The organism is Mesorhizobium denitrificans, assembly GCF_003403035.1.
In the GTDB taxonomy this organism is placed as follows: domain Bacteria; phylum Pseudomonadota; class Alphaproteobacteria; order Rhizobiales; family Rhizobiaceae; genus Mesorhizobium_G; species Mesorhizobium_G denitrificans.
In genome coordinates, this window is the sequence record NZ_QURN01000004.1 from 189,095 (window position 1) to 205,964 (window position 16,870).

The 16,870-nt window shown below is 60.1% G+C and carries 19 protein-coding genes; 10 read left to right on the top strand and 9 right to left on the bottom strand.

Annotation, left to right across the window (positions count from 1 at the left end):
• The first annotated feature begins 3 nt into the window (after positions 1–3).
• From DY251_RS05985 to DY251_RS06000, 4 genes are all read left to right on the top strand, one after another.
• Positions 4–1,236 (top strand): aminomethyl transferase family protein, encoded by a 1,233-nt coding sequence (locus DY251_RS05985; RefSeq protein ID WP_116622951.1) that lies wholly within the window; start codon positions 4–6, stop codon positions 1,234–1,236.
• On the top strand, positions 1,233–1,493 hold the full coding sequence (locus DY251_RS05990; protein ID WP_116622952.1) for a hypothetical protein: 261 nt from the start codon (positions 1,233–1,235) through the stop codon (positions 1,491–1,493). Before DY251_RS05985 ends, DY251_RS05990 begins: the two co-directional genes overlap by 4 nt.
• Before the next feature lie 116 nt (positions 1,494–1,609).
• A complete protein-coding gene (locus DY251_RS05995) occupies positions 1,610–2,272 on the top strand; it encodes an outer membrane lipoprotein carrier protein LolA (protein WP_116622953.1) in 663 nt (220 codons plus the stop codon).
• Between the two features lie 62 nt (positions 2,273–2,334).
• The gene (locus DY251_RS06000) at positions 2,335–3,138 is read left to right on the top strand and encodes an exodeoxyribonuclease III (RefSeq protein ID WP_116622954.1); all 804 of its coding nucleotides are present in this window, start codon (positions 2,335–2,337) and stop codon (positions 3,136–3,138) included.
• A 4-nt stretch (positions 3,139–3,142) separates the two neighbouring features.
• On the opposite strand, the gene DY251_RS06005 is transcribed toward DY251_RS06000, so the two are convergent.
• Positions 3,143–3,598 (bottom strand): cyclic nucleotide-binding domain-containing protein, encoded by a 456-nt coding sequence (locus tag DY251_RS06005; protein WP_116622955.1) that lies wholly within the window; start codon positions 3,596–3,598, stop codon positions 3,143–3,145.
• Positions 3,599–3,756: 158 nt separating this feature from the next.
• Entirely contained in the window at positions 3,757–4,440 is a 684-nt protein-coding gene (locus DY251_RS06010) for a response regulator transcription factor (protein ID WP_116622956.1), read from the bottom strand.
• A 133-nt stretch (positions 4,441–4,573) separates the two neighbouring features.
• Between DY251_RS06010 and DY251_RS06015 the strand changes: the two genes are divergently transcribed.
• A complete protein-coding gene (locus DY251_RS06015; RefSeq protein ID WP_116622957.1) occupies positions 4,574–5,095 on the top strand; it encodes a L,D-transpeptidase family protein in 522 nt (173 codons plus the stop codon).
• Here DY251_RS06015 and DY251_RS06020 read toward each other — a convergent pair.
• Genes DY251_RS06020 through tsaD form a run of 6 tightly spaced genes read right to left on the bottom strand, consistent with a single transcriptional unit; the run spans position 5,092 to position 9,006 of the window.
• Positions 5,092–5,499, bottom strand: coding sequence for a DUF1761 domain-containing protein (locus DY251_RS06020; RefSeq protein ID WP_116622958.1), 408 nt, complete (start codon positions 5,497–5,499; stop codon positions 5,092–5,094). The two genes, DY251_RS06015 and DY251_RS06020, sit on opposite strands and share 4 nt — an antisense overlap.
• A gap of 41 nt (positions 5,500–5,540) precedes the next feature.
• Positions 5,541–6,182 (bottom strand): class I SAM-dependent methyltransferase, encoded by a 642-nt coding sequence (locus DY251_RS06025; protein WP_116622959.1) that lies wholly within the window; start codon positions 6,180–6,182, stop codon positions 5,541–5,543.
• Positions 6,183–6,198: 16 nt separating this feature from the next.
• The gene (locus DY251_RS06030) at positions 6,199–6,624 is read right to left on the bottom strand and encodes an EVE domain-containing protein (protein WP_116622960.1); all 426 of its coding nucleotides are present in this window, start codon (positions 6,622–6,624) and stop codon (positions 6,199–6,201) included.
• 8 nt (positions 6,625–6,632) lie between these two features.
• Positions 6,633–6,929 carry a YciI-like protein gene (locus DY251_RS06035; protein WP_116622961.1) on the bottom strand — a complete coding sequence of 99 codons (297 nt, stop codon included), beginning with the start codon at positions 6,927–6,929 and terminating at the stop codon, positions 6,633–6,635.
• A gap of 8 nt (positions 6,930–6,937) precedes the next feature.
• Positions 6,938–7,921, bottom strand: coding sequence for an NAD(P)H-dependent glycerol-3-phosphate dehydrogenase (locus DY251_RS06040; RefSeq protein WP_116622962.1), 984 nt, complete (start codon positions 7,919–7,921; stop codon positions 6,938–6,940).
• Positions 7,918–9,006 carry a tRNA (adenosine(37)-N6)-threonylcarbamoyltransferase complex transferase subunit TsaD gene (gene tsaD, locus DY251_RS06045; protein ID WP_116622963.1) on the bottom strand — a complete coding sequence of 363 codons (1,089 nt, stop codon included), beginning with the start codon at positions 9,004–9,006 and terminating at the stop codon, positions 7,918–7,920. Before tsaD ends, DY251_RS06040 begins: the two co-directional genes overlap by 4 nt.
• Positions 9,007–9,096: 90 nt before the next feature.
• Between tsaD and hemC the strand changes: the two genes are divergently transcribed.
• From hemC to DY251_RS06065, 4 genes are all read left to right on the top strand, one after another.
• Entirely contained in the window at positions 9,097–10,026 is a 930-nt protein-coding gene (gene hemC, locus DY251_RS06050) for a hydroxymethylbilane synthase (protein ID WP_116622964.1), read from the top strand.
• Positions 10,001–10,732, top strand: a complete 732-nt coding sequence (locus DY251_RS06055; RefSeq protein ID WP_245415870.1) for a uroporphyrinogen-III synthase — start codon at positions 10,001–10,003, stop codon at positions 10,730–10,732. Before hemC ends, DY251_RS06055 begins: the two co-directional genes overlap by 26 nt.
• A gap of 78 nt (positions 10,733–10,810) precedes the next feature.
• Complete coding sequence (locus DY251_RS06060) at positions 10,811–12,118, top strand: COG4223 family protein (RefSeq protein ID WP_116622966.1); 1,308 nt, start codon at positions 10,811–10,813, stop codon at positions 12,116–12,118.
• Positions 12,119–12,126: 8 nt separating this feature from the next.
• Positions 12,127–13,752 (top strand): heme biosynthesis protein HemY, encoded by a 1,626-nt coding sequence (locus DY251_RS06065; RefSeq protein ID WP_116622967.1) that lies wholly within the window; start codon positions 12,127–12,129, stop codon positions 13,750–13,752.
• A gap of 138 nt (positions 13,753–13,890) precedes the next feature.
• On the opposite strand, the gene fsa is transcribed toward DY251_RS06065, so the two are convergent.
• Positions 13,891–14,544: a fructose-6-phosphate aldolase gene (fsa, locus tag DY251_RS06070; RefSeq protein WP_116622968.1), complete on the bottom strand. Its 654-nt coding sequence runs from the start codon at positions 14,542–14,544 to the stop codon at positions 13,891–13,893.
• 81 nt (positions 14,545–14,625) lie between these two features.
• Here fsa and DY251_RS06075 point away from each other — a divergent pair, with 81 nt between their 5' ends.
• Positions 14,626–16,809, top strand: coding sequence for a primosomal protein N' (locus DY251_RS06075; protein ID WP_116622969.1), 2,184 nt, complete (start codon positions 14,626–14,628; stop codon positions 16,807–16,809).
• The last annotated feature ends 61 nt before the right edge of the window (positions 16,810–16,870 follow it).

Below are 16,870 nucleotides of genomic sequence, written 5' to 3' on the forward strand. Positions count from 1 at the left end.
GCGATGGTTGCTGTTGCCAAGACGAAGTCGCGCACCAAGCTGGCCGAACAGGCGCATTTTCGGACGTTGCGTTTGCCATCGCCGTTTCAGCCGCGGCTTGAAGCGCTGGCCGCTCAACAGGATTGGTACGATTGGGCGGGCTACAAGGCGCCGCACGCTTTGTGGGACGACGAACTGGAATATTTCGCGATACGCAGTCAGGCCGCGCTGTTCGATATTTCGCCGATGGTGAAATACCGGATCGAGGGGCCAGATGCGGAGGCGTTTCTCAACCGCGTGACGCTGCGCAACGTGACCAAGCTGAAGCCTGGGCGCGTGCATTATACAGCGTGGTGTGACGACGAAGGCTATGTGCTCGACGACGGCACGCTGTTTCGATTCTCAGCCGATCGGTTCCGGCTGTGCTGTCAGGAGCGGCATCTGCCTTGGCTGCTGGACAGCGCAATTGGCTATGAGGTGAGCGTTGTTGAAGAAACGCAGGAAGTTGCCGGACTTGCGCTGCAAGGGCCGACATCGTTTGCGGTGCTGCGCGATGCCGGTTTTAAAGGCGTCGAAAAGCTGAAGATTTTCGATCTGGCGGAATTTCCGCATGAGAAGGGGTCTGTCACGATTTCGCGAACCGGCTTTACTGGTGATCTGGGCTACGAGCTTTTTGTGCCGGTGAAGCAAGCGCTGAGCCTGTGGGATCGGTTGATCGAGGGCGGTAAGCTGCATGGCATCCGGCCGATGGGTTACACAGCGCTGAACCGCGCGCGCATCGAAGCCGGGCTGATCGTTGCAAATGCGGATTTCGTGACCGGCGACAGCGCCATTCGGACGGACCGGCTGCGTATGCCGGATGAAATCGGGCTCGGCTTCATGATCGACCCGGCAAAGGGGCATTTCAATGGTCGCCGCGCGATTCTTGACGCACGGCAGAACAAGACATTGAAGCATGTGCTAGTTGGTCTGGAGATCGAGGGAAATATTCCGGCTGAACACGCCATTGTCTATCATCGCGGCAAGCGCGAGGTCGGGCTGGTGAGCGCGGCAATCTGGTCGCCGACGGCAAAGCGCAACATCGCGATTGCGAGCCTGCAGCGGCCCTATGGCGATACGGTCGTTGATGATTTGTGGGTAGAAATCTACGCTATGCGCGAGCTGCAATATCACAAGCTGATGAAGCGCGCGAAAGTGGTGCCGCGGCCGTTCATCAAGCTTGATCGCCGCACGGCAAACCCGCCGGGTGAGAGATGAGCGACCCCGCCGAAGAAGCCGAAAACTGGCGGTTGGTTCTCTCCCCGCTCGGCGAAGCGTGGTCGGGCCGCGCGCGCTATGCGGCGGCGATGTATTTCTACAAGCGCGGCGACATGAATGCCAAAACGCTGGAGGTCTATCGCGTTTCTTCGCGGCTGGACAACCAGGACCCGCTTTCGATCATTCGCGAGCGCGGCATAGGCGAGGCATGGCTTGCAAAGCTTGAAGCCATTGCGGCGTCCCAAAGCCATCCTTAAATGAAATGTGTAAGCGCACGCATTCGTGAGGCTTGATTCGCGAACATTGCTGAAGGGTCAAAGTTCGGCCCAACTGGCAGCGTAGCCGCTGACGATCAGGAATTGGAATTGCCGCTATGACAGTGAATACATCGAAGCAAAGCTTTACCCGCAGAGCCGCGCTGGGCTTGGCGCTCGCAGGAGCGTTTGCAGTATCGAACGCCGCGTTGGTTATGGATGCGCAGGCGCAGGCCAATGAAGCCGTGCAGCAGATTGCGGACCACTTTGCCTCGATTCGGACAATGCGCGGCGATTTCGTGCAGTTTGGTCCGCGCGGGGAGCAGACTGGCGGCAAGTTCTTCATCCAGCGCCCCGGCAAAATCCGGTTCAACTACGACGCACCGTCAAACTATCGCGTGATTGCAGATGGCAAGTCAGTCGTTATCGAAAACATGAAGCTGCGGACTTCGGACCTCTATCCGCTCTCCAAGACGCCGCTGAAATTGCTGCTGGACGACAGGATCGACCTTTCGGGCGGCAAGGTGAAAAGCGTAAAACAGGAAGACGATCTCACGACGATTCAGCTTGCCGACAAATCGGTGTTCGGCAACTCGACTATCACCATGAAGTTCAATCCGCAGACCAGCGAATTGCTCGAATGGACAATCACCGACGCCAAGGGCAAGGACACAACGGTGATGATCTCGAATGTCCAGAACGGTGTGCAACTCGATCAGTCGATGTTCGAAATAAACTATCAGCGCAATCGTGAAATCAACCAGAAGAAAGGTCAGCGCTAGGCGCTTGTCTTTCATCGATCTGACTGGCAGTTAAGCGCGTCGACAGCGTGCTTGGGCACAATATGACTTTCACACTGGCAACCTGGAATATCAATTCAGTCCGTTTGCGAATGCCATTGGTAGAGCGCTTCCTGCGCTCCTATCAGCCGGATGTGCTGTGCTTGCAGGAAACGAAATGCCCGGACGATCTTTTTCCATTCGAGCCGCTGCGAGCTGCCGGATACGAGCACATCGCGATACATGGACAGAAAGGCTATCACGGCGTAGCGACAATTTCCCGCCGTCCACTGGAGATCGTGGAAAAGCGCCGCTTCTGCGAGATCGACGACACGCGACACTTGTCGGTGAAGCTCAATGCGGCGGGCAAAACGGTGCTGCTGCACAATTTCTATGTTCCGGCGGGAGGCGACGAGCCCGACCCGGAAATTAATCCGAAATTCAAGCACAAGCTCGGCTTTATCGATGAGATGAACGGCGTGCGCGCCGGGTTCGATGGCGAATCTGCGTCGATTCTGGTGGGTGATCTGAACATCGCGCCGCTGGAGCACGATGTGTGGTCGCACAAGCAATTGCTCAATGTGGTCAGTCACACACCCATCGAGACTGCGGGTCTGGAAGCCATGCGCACGGGCGGCGGCTGGGCCGATCTGATGCGCCACGACGTGCCGTATGAGCAGAAGCTCTACACTTGGTGGAGCTATCGCGCGCAGGATTGGGCCGCGTCGGATCGCGGCCGCAGGCTGGACCACATCTGGTCCTCACCCAATATGATCGGGAATCTGGCCGAGATTGAAATTCTGCGTGAAGCGCGTGGATGGGATCGCCCGTCCGACCACGTGCCGGTGATCATGCGGATGACCGACTGAGGCGCTATTCGCCCAGTTTTGACGAGAGCGCGTCAAGTCGCTCGACCATCGCCTGAAATTCCCGCGCAAGGCGGCGGCGTATCAGTTCGGGCAGCTCCGGATATTCTTCGAGAATGCGCCGGAAGCTCTTCCGATCGATCGTCATGACGCGGGATTCGACCGCCGCCATTGCGCTCGACAAGCGGCGGGTTGGCGCAATGACAGCCAGTTCGCCAAGCACGGTTCCTGGTCCGGCATCGGCCAGCTTTATCTTTTCTGTTTCGCGTTCGCGATAAATCTCGATGCGGCCTGACATGACCACATAAGCGCAAAGTGCTGGCTCGCCTTCGATGTAAAGCGTTTCGCCGGCGCGCAGCGACATCTTTTCCGCCCCGAAAGCGAGCAGGCGCAAGTGTTCGTCAGCGAGGCTCTCGAAGAGAGCGACGCCGGACAGCAAACGGATGTCGTCATCCAGCGCCATATTGTCCCCGGCTAAGGCGCGACGGACGGATTATTCCAAATACCCGCGATCACGCACTAAACCACTGATTCTGAGCGCAATCTTCTCACCGAAGCTTTAACGGCGCGGTGAAAGGCTGCACCCTCGCCGACGCCCTAGCACCACCCACCCCGTGGAAGCTACGGCATCAGCCTGTAACCACCGCTTTCTGTCACAAGAATCTCGGCTTTGGAAGGATCACGCTCAATCTTCTGACGAAGACGATATACGTGCGTTTCAAGTGTATGTGTCGTAACGCCGGAATTGTAGCCCCAAACCTCTTCCAGCAGCGTGTCGCGCTTAACAACGGCTTTGCCGGCGCGGTAAAGGTATCGGATAATCGAGGCTTCCTTTTCCGTTAGCCGGATTTTTGAGCCGCGCGGGTCGATCATGAGCTTTTGGCTCGGTTTAAACGTGTAGGGCCCAACCGTAAACGTGGCGTCTTCGCTCTGTTCATGCTGGCGAAGCTGCGCGCGGATGCGGGCAAGCAGCACGGCGAAGCGGAAGGGCTTCGTGACGTAGTCGTTTGCGCCAGCCTCAAGGCCAAGGATCGTGTCGGAATCCGTATCATGCCCCGTGAGCATAATGATCGGGGCCTTGAAACCACTCTTGCGCAGCACCTTGACGGCCTCCCGGCCATCCATGTCCGGCAGGCCAACATCCATGATGAGGAGGTCCACCAGTCCCGCCCGCACCGATGCGACACCTTTGGCGGCGGTCGGTTCGTCAAGAATCTTGAACTCTTCATAGAGTGATAGCTGTTCAACGAGCGTGCTGCGCAGGTCGTCATCATCATCTACGATCAGGATGGTGCGTGATGCCATTCTTAATTCCGTTGTTGTTACCGGTTATCCGTTGTGCTGTTTGTGAAGCGCGACGAACGGCACGGTGATTTGAAACGTGGCAAGATCATACCCGAAAATCGGCAGACGCAAGGCGATAACGACAAATTCATGTATGGAAGTGGGCCGAATCACGGTTCGTGCGCGTCCCGGCGTCCCCACACAGGGCCTGATGAACGTTTCCGGCACAGTTTTTCCCTGTGCTTTAGGGCGCGGCGGCATCAAAATGCTGAAGCGCGAGAGTGATGGCGGTACGCCGCTGGCAAACATGCGGCTGTTACGCGGCTATATAAGGGATGGCCGGTTTGCCTACCGGTCCGCGTTGCCGCTGGAGCGCATTTCGCCCACGCTCGGCTGGTGTGAGGTGCCGGACGACCGGAATTACAATCGCCCGGTGCGAATGCCTTATGCGGCGAGCCATGAGCGGATGCTGCGCGACGACGATCTTTATGATGGCTGCATTGTGCTGGACTGGAATATCCGCCCGCGCGTGCGCGGCAAGGGTAGCGCTATTTTCTTTCACCTGGCGCGTCCGGGCTTCCAGCCAACGGCGGGATGCGTCGCGGTGTCAAAGCCGGTTATGCGCAGGCTGCTGCCGCTATTGTCCAAACGAACGGTGCTGGTCGTGAAGCGCTAGGCGCCCAGCCCGCCGATTACGCCGCCGAGGATAAGCGCAACACCAAGCCAATGCCCGGCGTCGATCAGCGTTAACTTCCACGGCTTGCCCTGATAGCGGTGCGAAATAGCCGTGCTGGTGAGCAGGAATCCGAACCACACGATGCCTGCCGAAATCAAGCCATTCTTGAGCGTGACTTGTCCCGGCCCGAGATGGCCGATCAGTCCCGCCATGATCCATGCCATCGCCAGTTCGGCGAAGAAGGTGAAAATGAAGGTGCCTGTGGCAGACTTTGCACGGTCTGCGGAGATACCGGCGGCGCGTTTCCACGGCTCGGCCAGTGCGGAATAGTAAACAGCGCCGAAGGCGAAAGCCGCGACCGCAGCGATGAGGATCGCCAGATAGTTCGTGCCCGCGAAAACCATTTCGAACTCCGTCGTTGCGGTTGGGGTGCTCTATCTCGACTTCAAATAAAGCGCCAGACAGTCGTCTTCTTTACGTCCGCGTCTTCGAGTGCGCGCGTTACGGGCACCTCGTAGGTGGCAAGCATTTCAAGGCGATCTTTCGGCAAATAGGAGCGACCGGGATCACCCACATAGATCTGCGTACCGCGACGGGCCAAAGCCGCAAACCAATCGATGAGGCGGTCAGCGAACGGCTTTTCGTAGAATACGTCTCCTGCGAGCGCAACATCCCAATCGCCGTCATTTCCGACCAGATCGTCACCGATGAAGGAAATATCGACGGCATTTGCGTTGGCGTTAAGGGCGACAGCCGTTTCGCAGAAGGGGTCAATGTCAGCGGCCAATACAGAAGCCGCGCTGGAATTGCGGGCCGCGATGGCTACCAGCCCGGAGCCGGTGGCGAAATCCAGCACGCGCTTGCCGGCAACGAGATGCGGATTGTCGAGAATATGCCGCGCCAGCCCTTGTCCGCCCGCCCAGGCAAATGCCCAGAAGGGTGGCGGCAGGCCGATGGCGGCAAGCTCTTCCTCGGTCTTCTGCCAAAGCGCATGTGCTTCGTCCGCCAGATGCAGCCGAATCTCCGGCACATGCGGCGGCGACATCAATACCGTGTTTTCGAGGATGAACTCACGTGAGGTGCGCATGGGTGTGAGCCAACGCTCAAGGCGCGGGATCGACCCCACCCATGCGGCAGACTTCCTTCCACTCGTCCGGCGTGACCGGTTGCACCGAAAGCCGCGAATTGTTGACGAGAACCATCTTCGAAAGCTTCGGATTGGCTTTGATCTGTTCCAGCGTCGGTGGGTTGGGAACGTCCCGCACGGCGCGGACATCGACACACTCCCATGTGGGATTATCGGCGGTGGAATCGGGGTGGGCGAGCGCGCAAACCTCAACAATGCCAGCCGCACAAAGCCCGATATTGGAATGATAGAAAAAGCCGAGGTCGCCGATTTGCATGGCGCGCATGTTGTTGCGCGCCTGATAATTGCGCACGCCATCCCATTCCTGGCCTTTCTGGCCTTTGGCCTTCAAATCATCGAAGGAAAAGACGTCGGGTTCGGACTTGAAAAGCCAGTAGTTCATGGCTGCCCTCACGCGTTTGCGGGATTGTTAAATACCCAGTTCCACGCCTTGACCTGAACGCTCTCGAACAAGCCAGCCTTTGCATAAGGATCATCAGCGGCGATCTTTTCAGCAGCGGCAAGGTCTGCGGCTTCAACTACCACGAGGCTACCAGTGGGCTTGCCGTCTTCGCCGAGGAAAGGACCGGCGAACTTGAGCGTTCCAGCAGCATTGAGCGCGGTAAGATGTTCGACATGGGCCGGTCTGGTATCCAGGCGCACCTGAAGGTGACCGGGTTTATCCTTGCAGAGAAATGCAAACAGCATGATGGCTCCTATTCGCTTTCGGTCTTGAGAGGGCGGTTCATCAATTGCTGAACCGCTTCTTGAATTGTGACGGTTCGCTTCAGAATCTGGGCGACAGCGCTGATGATGGGCGCTTCGACACCGTGATCGGCGGCAACCTTGGCAGCAATGCCCGCCGTCGCAACACCTTCGGCCAGGGGCAAATTGTCAAGCGATTCGCCGCGCCCAAGCGCAAGGCCATAAGCGAAGTTGCGCGACTGCACGGTTGAGCAGGTGAGCATCAGATCGCCGAGACCGGAAAGCCCCATGAGCGTTTCGGGCCGTGCGCCAAAGGCGGCGGCGATGCGGCGCAGCTCCACAAAGCCGCGCGTGACCATGGCGGCCTGCGCGCTGGCGCCGAGATTTGCGCCGGTGACAGCGCCAGCGGCGATGGCAAAGACGTTTTTCAGCGCTCCGCCGATTTCAACGCCGGTCAGGTCATCGCTCGAATAGCAGCGGAATGTTTCAGAGGAAAAGCGCAGCGCCATGAGCGCCGCCAGCGATTCATCTTCGCCTGCCACAACGACTGCGGTGGGAAGCCCGCGCGCAACATCGGTTGCGAAGCTGGGGCCGGACAGCGCGGCCAGCGGATTGCCTTGCAGATGTTCGCGCGCAACGTCGGAGAGCAGCAGTCCGGTGCTGCGCTCGATGCCCTTGGCACAAAGCACGACTGGAACATGCGGCGGAATGCGAAAAGCGAGCCCATCCAGTGTATCGCGCAGAGATTGGGCTGGCACGACAATCAGCACGCAATCGGTGCCGTCGAGCGCGTGCGCGGAATCGGTGGTTCCAACAATGTCGCCGGGCAAGCGGATGCCGGGCAGGTAGCGCGGGTTTTCACCGATCGAAATGGCTTTGGCCGTTTCCGTGTCGCGCGCCCAAAGCGTGACCTGCTGGCTTGCGCGGCGCAGCGCTGCGGCAAGGGCCGTGCCCCACGCGCCGCCACCAAGCACGGTTATGCGCCACGGATTCATGCCTTGGCTCCCCTGCGGCCCGACCCGACAACGGGAGCCGATATTGTATCCAGTGGCCAGCGCGAGCGCGGCGCAAATGCCATCGGGTTTTCCGATTCCAGTCCGGCTTGCAGGCGTTCGATTCCAGCCCACGCAATCATTGCGGCATTGTCTGTGCAGAGCACGCCGGGCGGAGCGATGAACTGGAAGCCGTATTCGGCACAGAGCGCATCAAGCGTTGTGCGCACGCGCTTGTTGGCGGCGACACCTCCAGCCACGATGAGCGCGGGAGTTGGGCAATCGGGAAACTCCTGCCGAAAGCGCGCGAGCGTGCGGCCTACGCGCTCATGCAGCGTGTCAGCAATGGCTTGCTGAAACGAGGCACAGATATCGGCGACGTCCTGATCCGTGAGCGGCGCGATTGCAGTTGCGGCTTGACGGACCGCGGTCTTGAGGCCGGAGAAGGAAAAGTCTGGCTGATGCGATCCCTTCATAGGGCGCGGAAATGCGAAGCGGGTAGGATTACCGCTGGCAGCGGCGCGCTCGACGCTTGGACCGCCGGGATGCGGCAGGCCGAGAATCTTGGCGGTCTTGTCGAAGGCTTCGCCAAGCGCATCGTCGATTGTAGTGGCCCAGCGTTGGTACTCGCCAACGCCCCGCACCAGAACAATCTGCGTGTGGCCACCCGAAACGAGCAGCAGCAAATAAGGAAAGGCAGCGCCATCTGTGAGGCGCGCGGTGAGCGCATGACCTTCGAGATGGTTCACGGCGAGCAATGGCTTGCCCGATGCGGCGGCGATTGCCTTGGCAGTCATCAGTCCGACGATCAGGCCGCCGACCAGCCCCGGCCCGGCCGTAGCTGCGACGGCGTCAATGTCGGCAAGGGTAACGCCAGCTTCATCCAGCGCGGCCTGCACGATGCCATCCAACGCCTCGACATGGGCGCGCGCAGCAATCTCCGGCACGACGCCACCGAAAGCGGCATGTTCCTCGATCTGGCTGAACACGATATTCGACAGAATAAGGCCATGCGCAGGCGAATCCGACGCCACGACGCTGGCCGCCGTTTCATCGCAACTCGTTTCTATGCCAAGCACGCGGAGCAATTGGTGACTGCCTGCCTCATTGCGGGGTTTGGATTAAAGCTCTAAATCCGCTGCGGGTTATCACGGACCATAAGGCCGAAACAACAGACAATGGATACCAGACTTCTCAGGATAGGTACGCGGGGCAGTCCGCTGGCACTGGCGCAGGCGAGCGAAACGCGCGCGCGGCTGATGGTGGCGCATGACTTGCCAGAGGAGGCTTTTGCCATCGAGGTAATTTCCACGAGCGGCGACCGCATTCAGGACCGTCCGCTTTCCGAGGCAGGCGGCAAGGGGCTGTTCACAAAGGAACTCGAGGAAGCCCTGCTGGACGGCAGGATCGACATTGCGGTGCATTCTTCAAAGGATATGCCGACGACATTGCCGGATGGGCTGGAGCTTTCGGCCTTTCTGCCGCGCGAAGATGTGCGGGATGTGTTTGTCGGGCGCGCAGCGAAGCGAATCGCCGATTTGCCACAAGGTGCGACGGTTGGTTCGTCCTCTCTGCGGCGGCAGGCATTGATTCGGCGAATGCGGCCAGACCTCAACGTCATTACCTTTCGCGGCAATGTGCAGACCCGTTTGCGCAAGCTGGAAGAAGGTGTCGCTGACGGCACCATGCTGGCGCTGGCAGGGCTGAAACGCCTTGGCATGGATCATGTCGCGACGGAGATTATGCCGGAGGCGCAGTTTCCACCCGCTCCGGGACAGGGTGCGATCTGCATCGAAAGCCGCGTGGGCGATGAGCGCGCGACCGCGATGGTCGCTGCGATTCACGATCGCGATACGGGTCTGGCGTTGGCGTGTGAGCGGGCATTTCTGGCCGCGCTGGATGGCTCTTGTCGCACGCCGATTGCTGGACATGCGCGGATTGACGGTGATGCGCTCCGTTTCAGCGGGCTGATCCTGACGCCGGATGGCAAGCGCAGCCATTCTATCGAGCGGGTTGGGCGCGCGGATGAGGCCGCTACAATCGGTCGCGAGGCCGGAGACGCAATTCGGGCAGAAGCGGGCGATGGCTTTTTTGAAAGCTGGGTCTGACATGAAGCGGGTTCTGGTCACGCGGCCCGAGCCCGGCGCTTCGGCGACCGCCAGCCGACTTTGCGCGATGGGGTTTGAAGCCGTGGTGCTGCCCTTGTCGCGAATCGCGACGCTGCCCGCGGCGGATAATGTGCCGGATTGCGAAGCCGTTGCCGTAACGAGCGTCAACGCGCTGCGCCATTCGCCGAGAGAATTAATTGAGGCGCTGTCTCAAAAGCCGTGCTTTGCTGTTGGTGAGCGCACTGGCGCCGCCGCACGAGCGGCAGGCTTTGCCGATGTTGTGCAGGCTGCAGGCGATGCCCAATCGCTTGCAGATGCGATTATCGGCGCGGAGGTGAGCGGCGCGATTGCCTATCTGGCGGGGCGCGTTCGGCAGCCGAATTTCGAGGCAAGGCTTGAAATGGCTGGCATGCGGGTCATTCCCATAGAAGTTTATGACACCGAACCGGTGGAACTTTCTGAAGCTGAAATCGAGGCGCTTCGAACGGGGCGACCGATCGCCGCGGCGCTTGTCTATTCGGCCAAGGCTGCTGAGGCGCTACGAAAACTGGTTGAGCGGCCCGAAATGGCCGAAACTTTTTCAAAGACTGTGCATTGCTGCCTTTCAGAGCGCATTGCGGCGCGGTTCGAAGGGGTGGAAACAGCAAAGATTCGCATCGCTGACCACCCCGACGAAGACGCTCTTTTTGCTCTCTTGAATCCTTGAGCGGCAGAGCGCGGACTGTTCCTATGACCGACGGGTGTGCTAGGTCTTTGGCACGTCCTTGAATTTCGGAGGCCGGACATGGTCAAGACCCCGAGAACGCGCCACAGCAAGACGCAACGCGCGCCCGTAACCATCGAGCTTGGCTCGGATGACGTGAAGCGCGTGGAAGAGCCGATTGCGGCAGCGCCAGCGGAACCGGAAACTACGGAATCAATCGAAAGCATCGAAGTGCCCGCCCAGCCGGACGCCGAACTGCTGGAGGTTGAGGGCGAACCTGTTGTTGAGGAACGAAAGCCTGAAGCTGCGGAAGAACCTACGCGGAAATCGGATTACTCATTTGGGCGTGCGGACCCTGAGCCACGGCCTGCAAGCAACCGTCCGGCTCCGGCAAAGCAGGGCGGTATGTCCAATATTGCAGCAGGAGTGATAGGTGCGGTCCTCGCGCTTGGCGGATTCTACGGGTTACAGGCCGCAGGCGTGATCGGTTCGCCGGGTAGCACGGCGGTTGTGCCATCGCTGGAGCCGGTTGAATCGCAGATCAGCGCTCTAAAGAGTGAGTTGGATAGCCTCAAGACGGCACCATCGGCTGATGCTGGACTCGCTTCTGCGCTCGATCAGCTAAAATCTGACGTAGCAGGGTTGAAGTCGGCCGTTGAATCGGGCGGTGCGGGCGATGGTGCTGCGGTCGCTGCGCTTGATGAGCGCATCAAGAAGCTGGAAACGGCTCCTGCCGTTGCGCAGGACGTTGAAAGCAAGATTGCCGAGATGGAAAGCAAAGTGACCGCGGCAGCGGATTCGCTTGCAAACAGCGACACACGAATCGGCGCAATTGAACAATCGCTCAGCACGCTGACAGGCAAGGTGGAGCAGCAGGCTTCGCAGCCGAAGGTGGCGCTGGCTATCGCAGCGGCAGCGCTCAAATCGGCTGTGGATCGCGGCGGACCGTTCGCGGCAGAAGCCGAAACCTTCGCGGCGATTGCGCCCAACGCGCCAGAATTGGCCGCGCTTCGCCAATATGCGGATCAGGGTGTCGCGACGGAGGCCGATCTCGTCGCGTCTTTTCCGCAAGCGGCGGATGCCATGATTGCGGCGAGCGAGCCGGAAAATCCGAGCGCTGGTATTTGGCAGCGCTTGATGGACAGCGCACGGTCCGTCGTTAAGGTGAGGCCGGTCGGATCTGTGGAAGGTGATGAACCGGGCGCACGCGTTGCGCGCATGGAAATTGCGCTTAAGGCTGGCGATTTGCAGAAGGCGCTGGCTGAATATGACGGCCTTCCGGAAGCTGCGAAGCAGGCGGGTGCCCCACTTGCTGACCGCATCAAGGGGCGGATTGAAGTGACCAAGCTGGTTGATCAGCTTGTCGCCAGTGCCATGAAGTCGGCCTAGGAGTTCGAATGGTACGCGTTCTTTACTTCCTGATTCTTATTGGTGCCATCGCGTTGGGCTTTGCGTGGTTGGCCGACCGCCCCGGCGACATGGTCGTTACCTTTGATGGATACCAATATCAGGTGTCTCTCATGGTCGCTGCCGTGGCGGTCGTCGGACTGGTCGCGGCGATCATGCTTTCATGGTGGGTCGTTAAGGCGCTCTGGAATAGCCCCTATACGATTACTCGCTATTTCCGTGTGCGCAGGCGGGACCGGGGCTATCAGGCGCTATCGACCGGCATGATAGCAGCGGGCGCGGGCGACGCGGCGCTGGCGCGGCAGAAGAACAAGGAAGCGGCAAAGCTTATCCGTTCAGATCAGGAACCGCTAATTCAGTTGCTTGAGGCGCAAACGCTGATGCTCGAAGGCAACCACGAAGCCGCGCGCGACAAGTTTGAGCAGATGATCGACGATCCCGAAACGCGCTTGCTGGGATTGCGCGGGCTTTATCTTGAGGCGGCTCGACAGGGAAATCGGGAAGCTGCCCGTCACTATGCATCAAGGGCAGCCCATGTAGCGCCGCAACTTGGATGGGCCGCTGAATCGAGTATCGAGGAAAAGGCCGAAGAAGGCGATTGGGACGGTGCGCTGAAACTTCTGGAAGCCCAGAAGGCGGTGCAAAAGACCGACCGCGAAGGGTTCAATCGCCGCCGCGCCGTGTTGCTGACGGCCAAGGCCATATCGACGTTCGACACGGATCAAGTGGGTGCGCGCGCGGCAGCGCTGGAAGCGAACAGGCTTGTGCCGGACTTCGTACCAGCCGCGCTCATCGCTGCGCGCTGTCTGTTCCGTACGGATGAAGTTCGCAAAGGATCGAAGTTGTTGGAGGCGGCTTGGCGCAAGCATCCGCATCCTGAAATTGCCGAGCTTTATGTTCATGCACGGCATGGCGATGCAGCTTTGGATCGATTGGCGCGTGCGCAACGGCTGCAATCTCTGCACAGCAACCATCCCGAAAGCGCGCTGACGGTGGCGCGCGCCGCCCTTGCCGTGCAGGAATTCGGTTTGGCGCGCGAGGAGGCGCAGGCGTCTATTCGCATGGACCCGCGCGAGAGCGCCTATCTGCTGCTCGCGGACATTGAAGAGGCCGCCGGTGGCGATTCGGGCCGCGTTCGGGAATTCCTGGCGCGTGCCGTGCGGGCCCCGCGTGATCCTGCGTGGGTCGCGGACGGTGTGATTTCGGAACATTGGGCACCTCAATCGCCGGTTACGGGCAAGATCGATGCGTTTCAATGGCGCGTGCCGGTCGAGCGCGTGGGTATTGCAATCGAGCCAGAGGAGCGCTTGGCACCGGTTATGATCGAGGCCGAACCGCAGCCAATCGAGGAAGCCGAAATTGTCGAAGCTGAGCCTGTGGCAACGGACGTCGAGCTTGTAGAACCCGATGAGGCAGATGCGGTTGTGGAATCGGCGGAACCGGCTAAGGCGGACCCAACCGAGGAAGCAAAGCCGCTAAGTGCGGACAATGACCAAAAGCCCGCCCACGATTCCGTGCAGGAAGAAAAGGTTGATGAGCCTGTTCGGCGTTTGCCGGACGATCCCGGCGTGCCGCCGGAAGAACGAAAAGCCGGTAGTCGTTTTCGGCTGTTCTGATCCCCTGCGAAGCAGTTTGCGCTCAACCGTCACCCTCGGGCTTGTCCCGAGGGTCTACGGCCCGGACAGCAGATGCTCGGGATAAGCCCGGAAGGGTGGTTGGTCGACAAGGTTGGGCGACCGGCGGCGGCGCTCCCGTTAGCCGATTTTCTGGCCGGTCTTTTCCCAATCAGCAAGGAACTGCTTGAGGCCGTTGTCGGTAAGCGGATGCTTGACCAGTGCCTTGAGCACGGCAGGCGGCGCGGTGACGACGTCTGAGCCGATCAATGCCGCTTGCTTGATGTGGTTCACGGTGCGGGCGGAGGCCGCGAGAATTTCGGTCGGGTAATCATAATTGTCATAGATCTGGCGAATCTCGGCGATGAGATCCATGCCGTCGATGGCGATGTCGTCCAGCCGGCCGATGAACGGCGAAATGAAGCTCGCGCCAGCCTTTGCAGCCAGAAGGGCCTGATTGGCCGAGAAGCAGAGCGTGACATTGACGAGGCGGCCCTGCTTGCGAATGGCGCGGCAAGCTTTCAAGCCATCGAGCGTCAGAGGCACCTTGATGCACACATTGTCGGCGATCTTGGCCAGAGTTTCGGCTTCACGCATCATGCCATCATAGTCGGTCGCCACGACTTCGGCAGAGACCGGGCCTTCAACCATATCGCAAATCTGCTTGGTGACTTCAGCAATAGAGCCGCCTGACTTCAGGATGAGCGACGGATTTGTGGTCACACCGTCTACGAGCCCTAAATCGTTCAGCTCCTTGATTTCCTTTACATCGGCCGTGTCCACGAAGAACTTCATGTGTATCTCCTGTCGCTTGAAGGCGTTGTGCCCGTCTTCCTGACTTTGCTCTAGACCAAGTTCGGGGCAAGGTCACGCGCCATGACAGGAGATTCGCGCGAAATGAAGGTGGTGCCCGTGCTCGTGCCTATGCCGGCGGAGCGACCCTATTCCTATGTGCTGCAGGAAGGCATGGAAGCGGTGCCGGGCTCGATCGTGCGCGTGCCTCTGGGACCGCGGCAAGTGGCCGGCATTGTATGGGATACACCGGTCGAAAACATCGAATCGAAAAGGTTGCGGCAGGTCGAAGAGATTTTCGACTGTCCGCCGATCGATGAAACCGCGCGGCGCTTCGTCGATTGGGTCGCGGCCTATACGCTAACTCCGCCGGGACTGGTCGCACGGCTTTTGTTGCGCGCGCCTGCGGCGTTTGATCCTGAGCCCTGGAGCGAAGGCATTCAACTCACGGACGTAGAGCCGGACAGGTTGACTGATGCGCGCAGACGCGTGCTCGCGCTAGCGTCGGAAGCTCCCGCCTGGACGCGCTCCGGGCTTGCACATGCGGCTGGCGTTTCTTCCACGGTCATCGACGGATTGAAGGCGCAGGGCGTTTTTGAAACTGTGATGCTGCCGCCGAGGCCGGTCGTGCCCGCGCCGGATCCATCCTATGCGCTGCCGGATTTGATGCCTGACCAGATGAGCGCCGCGCAGGTTCTGCGCGACGGTGTCGCGAGCGATAGGCCTGGCGTGACGCTGCTGGACGGCGTAACGGGTTCGGGCAAAACGGAGGTTTATTTCGAGGCTGTTGCGGCGGCACTGGCCAAGGGCAGGCAGGTGCTGATCCTGCTGCCGGAAATTGCGCTGACCCAAGCCTTTCTGGAAAGATTTCAGGACCGTTTTGGCGCAAAGCCAGCGGAATGGCATTCCGATCTCGCGCCGCGCATGCGTGAACGCGTTTGGCGGCAGGCGGTGGAAGGCACGGTGCGCGTGGTCGCTGGTGCACGCTCTGCGCTGTTCCTGCCCTTCAAGGAACTCGGCCTTATCGTGGTCGATGAGGAGCACGACCCTGCCTACAAGCAGGAAGACCGCGTCTTTTATAATGCGCGCGACATGGCGGTTGTGCGCGGGCATTTGGGCAAGTTTCCAGTCGTGCTGGCTTCAGCAACGCCCTCCGTGGAGAGCAAAGTGAACGCCATGCAGGGGCGGTACACTTGCGTCGAGCTGCGTGGCCGCTATGCGGATGCGGCGCTGCCGGAATTGAAGGCAATCGATCTGCGGCGCGCACCGCCCGCGCGCGGCGGGTTTCTATCGCCCGCGCTGCTTGGCCCGATTCGCGAAACGCTCGACCGTGGTGAGCAGGCACTGCTTTTTCTCAACCGCCGGGGATATGCGCCGCTGACACTTTGCCGTGTATGCGGCCATCGGTTCCAATGTCCCGAGTGTTCAGCCTGGCTCGTGGAGCATCGTTTTCGGGGGCAGCTTGTGTGCCACCATTGCGGCCACACCGAAAAGCGGCCAGACGCTTGCCCCGAATGCGGAACGGTCGATCATCTTGTCGCCTGCGGGCCGGGTGTCGAACGCATCGCCGAAGAAGCAGTCTCGCACTTTCCTGACGCGCGAACGATTGTGCTCTCCTCCGATCTTCTTGGTGGAACGAAACGACTGAGAATGGAGCTGGAAGCAATTGCGGGCGGCGAGGCCGACATCGTGATCGGTACGCAGCTTGTAGCGAAGGGGCATCATTTTCCGAATATGACGCTGGTTGGCATTGTCGATGCTGATCTTGGGTTGGCCAATGGCGACCCGCGCGCAGCCGAGCGCACGTTCCAGCTTCTGAGTCAGGTTACGGGCCGCGCCGGCCGCACCGGCAAGAAAAGTCGCGGCCTGATTCAAACCTATCAGCCGGATCATCCGGTTATGCGGGCTATCGTCTCCGGCGACAGCAGCGCGTTTTACGAACGCGAGATTGCCGAGCGCGAACGGGCCGCGCTGCCGCCGTTTGGCAGGCTGGCTGCCATTATCGTCAGCGCCGACAGTCGCGCCGATGCGGAAGGGCATGCGCGCGGGCTGCGCCGCGCCGCACCTGATTCGCCTGACATACATGTACTGGGTCCAGCGGAAGCGCCGCTGGCACTTGTCGCGGGGCGTCACAGGTTCCGGCTGCTCATTCACGGAGGACGGCGCTCAGATATTCAAACCTTCCTGCGGGCAATGCTGGCTAGCGGGCCGAAGCTGCGCGGCTCAGTGCGCATTCAGGTGGATGTTGATCCGCAAAGCTTCCTGTAGCATTCGCTTGACTCGAAGCGGCTGCGTCCTTCAATGCGCAGAACGCATCTTGGGGGATGTT

Bases quoted from the DNA above. Each gene is read 5' to 3' on its own strand.
- DY251_RS05985 (WP_116622951.1), top strand. From the start codon at position 4: ATGGTTGCTGTTGCCAAGACGAAGTCGCGCACCAAGCTGGCCGAACAG.
- DY251_RS05990 (WP_116622952.1), top strand. From the start codon at position 1,233: ATGAGCGACCCCGCCGAAGAAGCCGAAAACTGGCGGTTGGTTCTCTCC.
- DY251_RS05995 (WP_116622953.1), top strand. From the start codon at position 1,610: ATGACAGTGAATACATCGAAGCAAAGCTTTACCCGCAGAGCCGCGCTG.
- DY251_RS06000 (WP_116622954.1), top strand. From the start codon at position 2,335: ATGACTTTCACACTGGCAACCTGGAATATCAATTCAGTCCGTTTGCGA.
- DY251_RS06005 (WP_116622955.1), bottom strand. From the start codon at position 3,598: ATGGCGCTGGATGACGACATCCGTTTGCTGTCCGGCGTCGCTCTCTTC.
- DY251_RS06010 (WP_116622956.1), bottom strand. From the start codon at position 4,440: ATGGCATCACGCACCATCCTGATCGTAGATGATGATGACGACCTGCGC.
- DY251_RS06015 (WP_116622957.1), top strand. From the start codon at position 4,574: ATGGAAGTGGGCCGAATCACGGTTCGTGCGCGTCCCGGCGTCCCCACA.
- DY251_RS06020 (WP_116622958.1), bottom strand. From the start codon at position 5,499: ATGGTTTTCGCGGGCACGAACTATCTGGCGATCCTCATCGCTGCGGTC.
- DY251_RS06025 (WP_116622959.1), bottom strand. From the start codon at position 6,182: ATGCGCACCTCACGTGAGTTCATCCTCGAAAACACGGTATTGATGTCG.
- DY251_RS06030 (WP_116622960.1), bottom strand. From the start codon at position 6,624: ATGAACTACTGGCTTTTCAAGTCCGAACCCGACGTCTTTTCCTTCGAT.
- DY251_RS06035 (WP_116622961.1), bottom strand. From the start codon at position 6,929: ATGCTGTTTGCATTTCTCTGCAAGGATAAACCCGGTCACCTTCAGGTG.
- DY251_RS06040 (WP_116622962.1), bottom strand. From the start codon at position 7,921: ATGAATCCGTGGCGCATAACCGTGCTTGGTGGCGGCGCGTGGGGCACG.
- hemC (WP_116622964.1), top strand. From the start codon at position 9,097: ATGGATACCAGACTTCTCAGGATAGGTACGCGGGGCAGTCCGCTGGCA.
- DY251_RS06055 (WP_245415870.1), top strand. From the start codon at position 10,001: ATGGCTTTTTTGAAAGCTGGGTCTGACATGAAGCGGGTTCTGGTCACG.
- DY251_RS06060 (WP_116622966.1), top strand. From the start codon at position 10,811: ATGGTCAAGACCCCGAGAACGCGCCACAGCAAGACGCAACGCGCGCCC.
- DY251_RS06065 (WP_116622967.1), top strand. From the start codon at position 12,127: ATGGTACGCGTTCTTTACTTCCTGATTCTTATTGGTGCCATCGCGTTG.
- fsa (WP_116622968.1), bottom strand. From the start codon at position 14,544: ATGAAGTTCTTCGTGGACACGGCCGATGTAAAGGAAATCAAGGAGCTG.
- DY251_RS06075 (WP_116622969.1), top strand. From the start codon at position 14,626: ATGACAGGAGATTCGCGCGAAATGAAGGTGGTGCCCGTGCTCGTGCCT.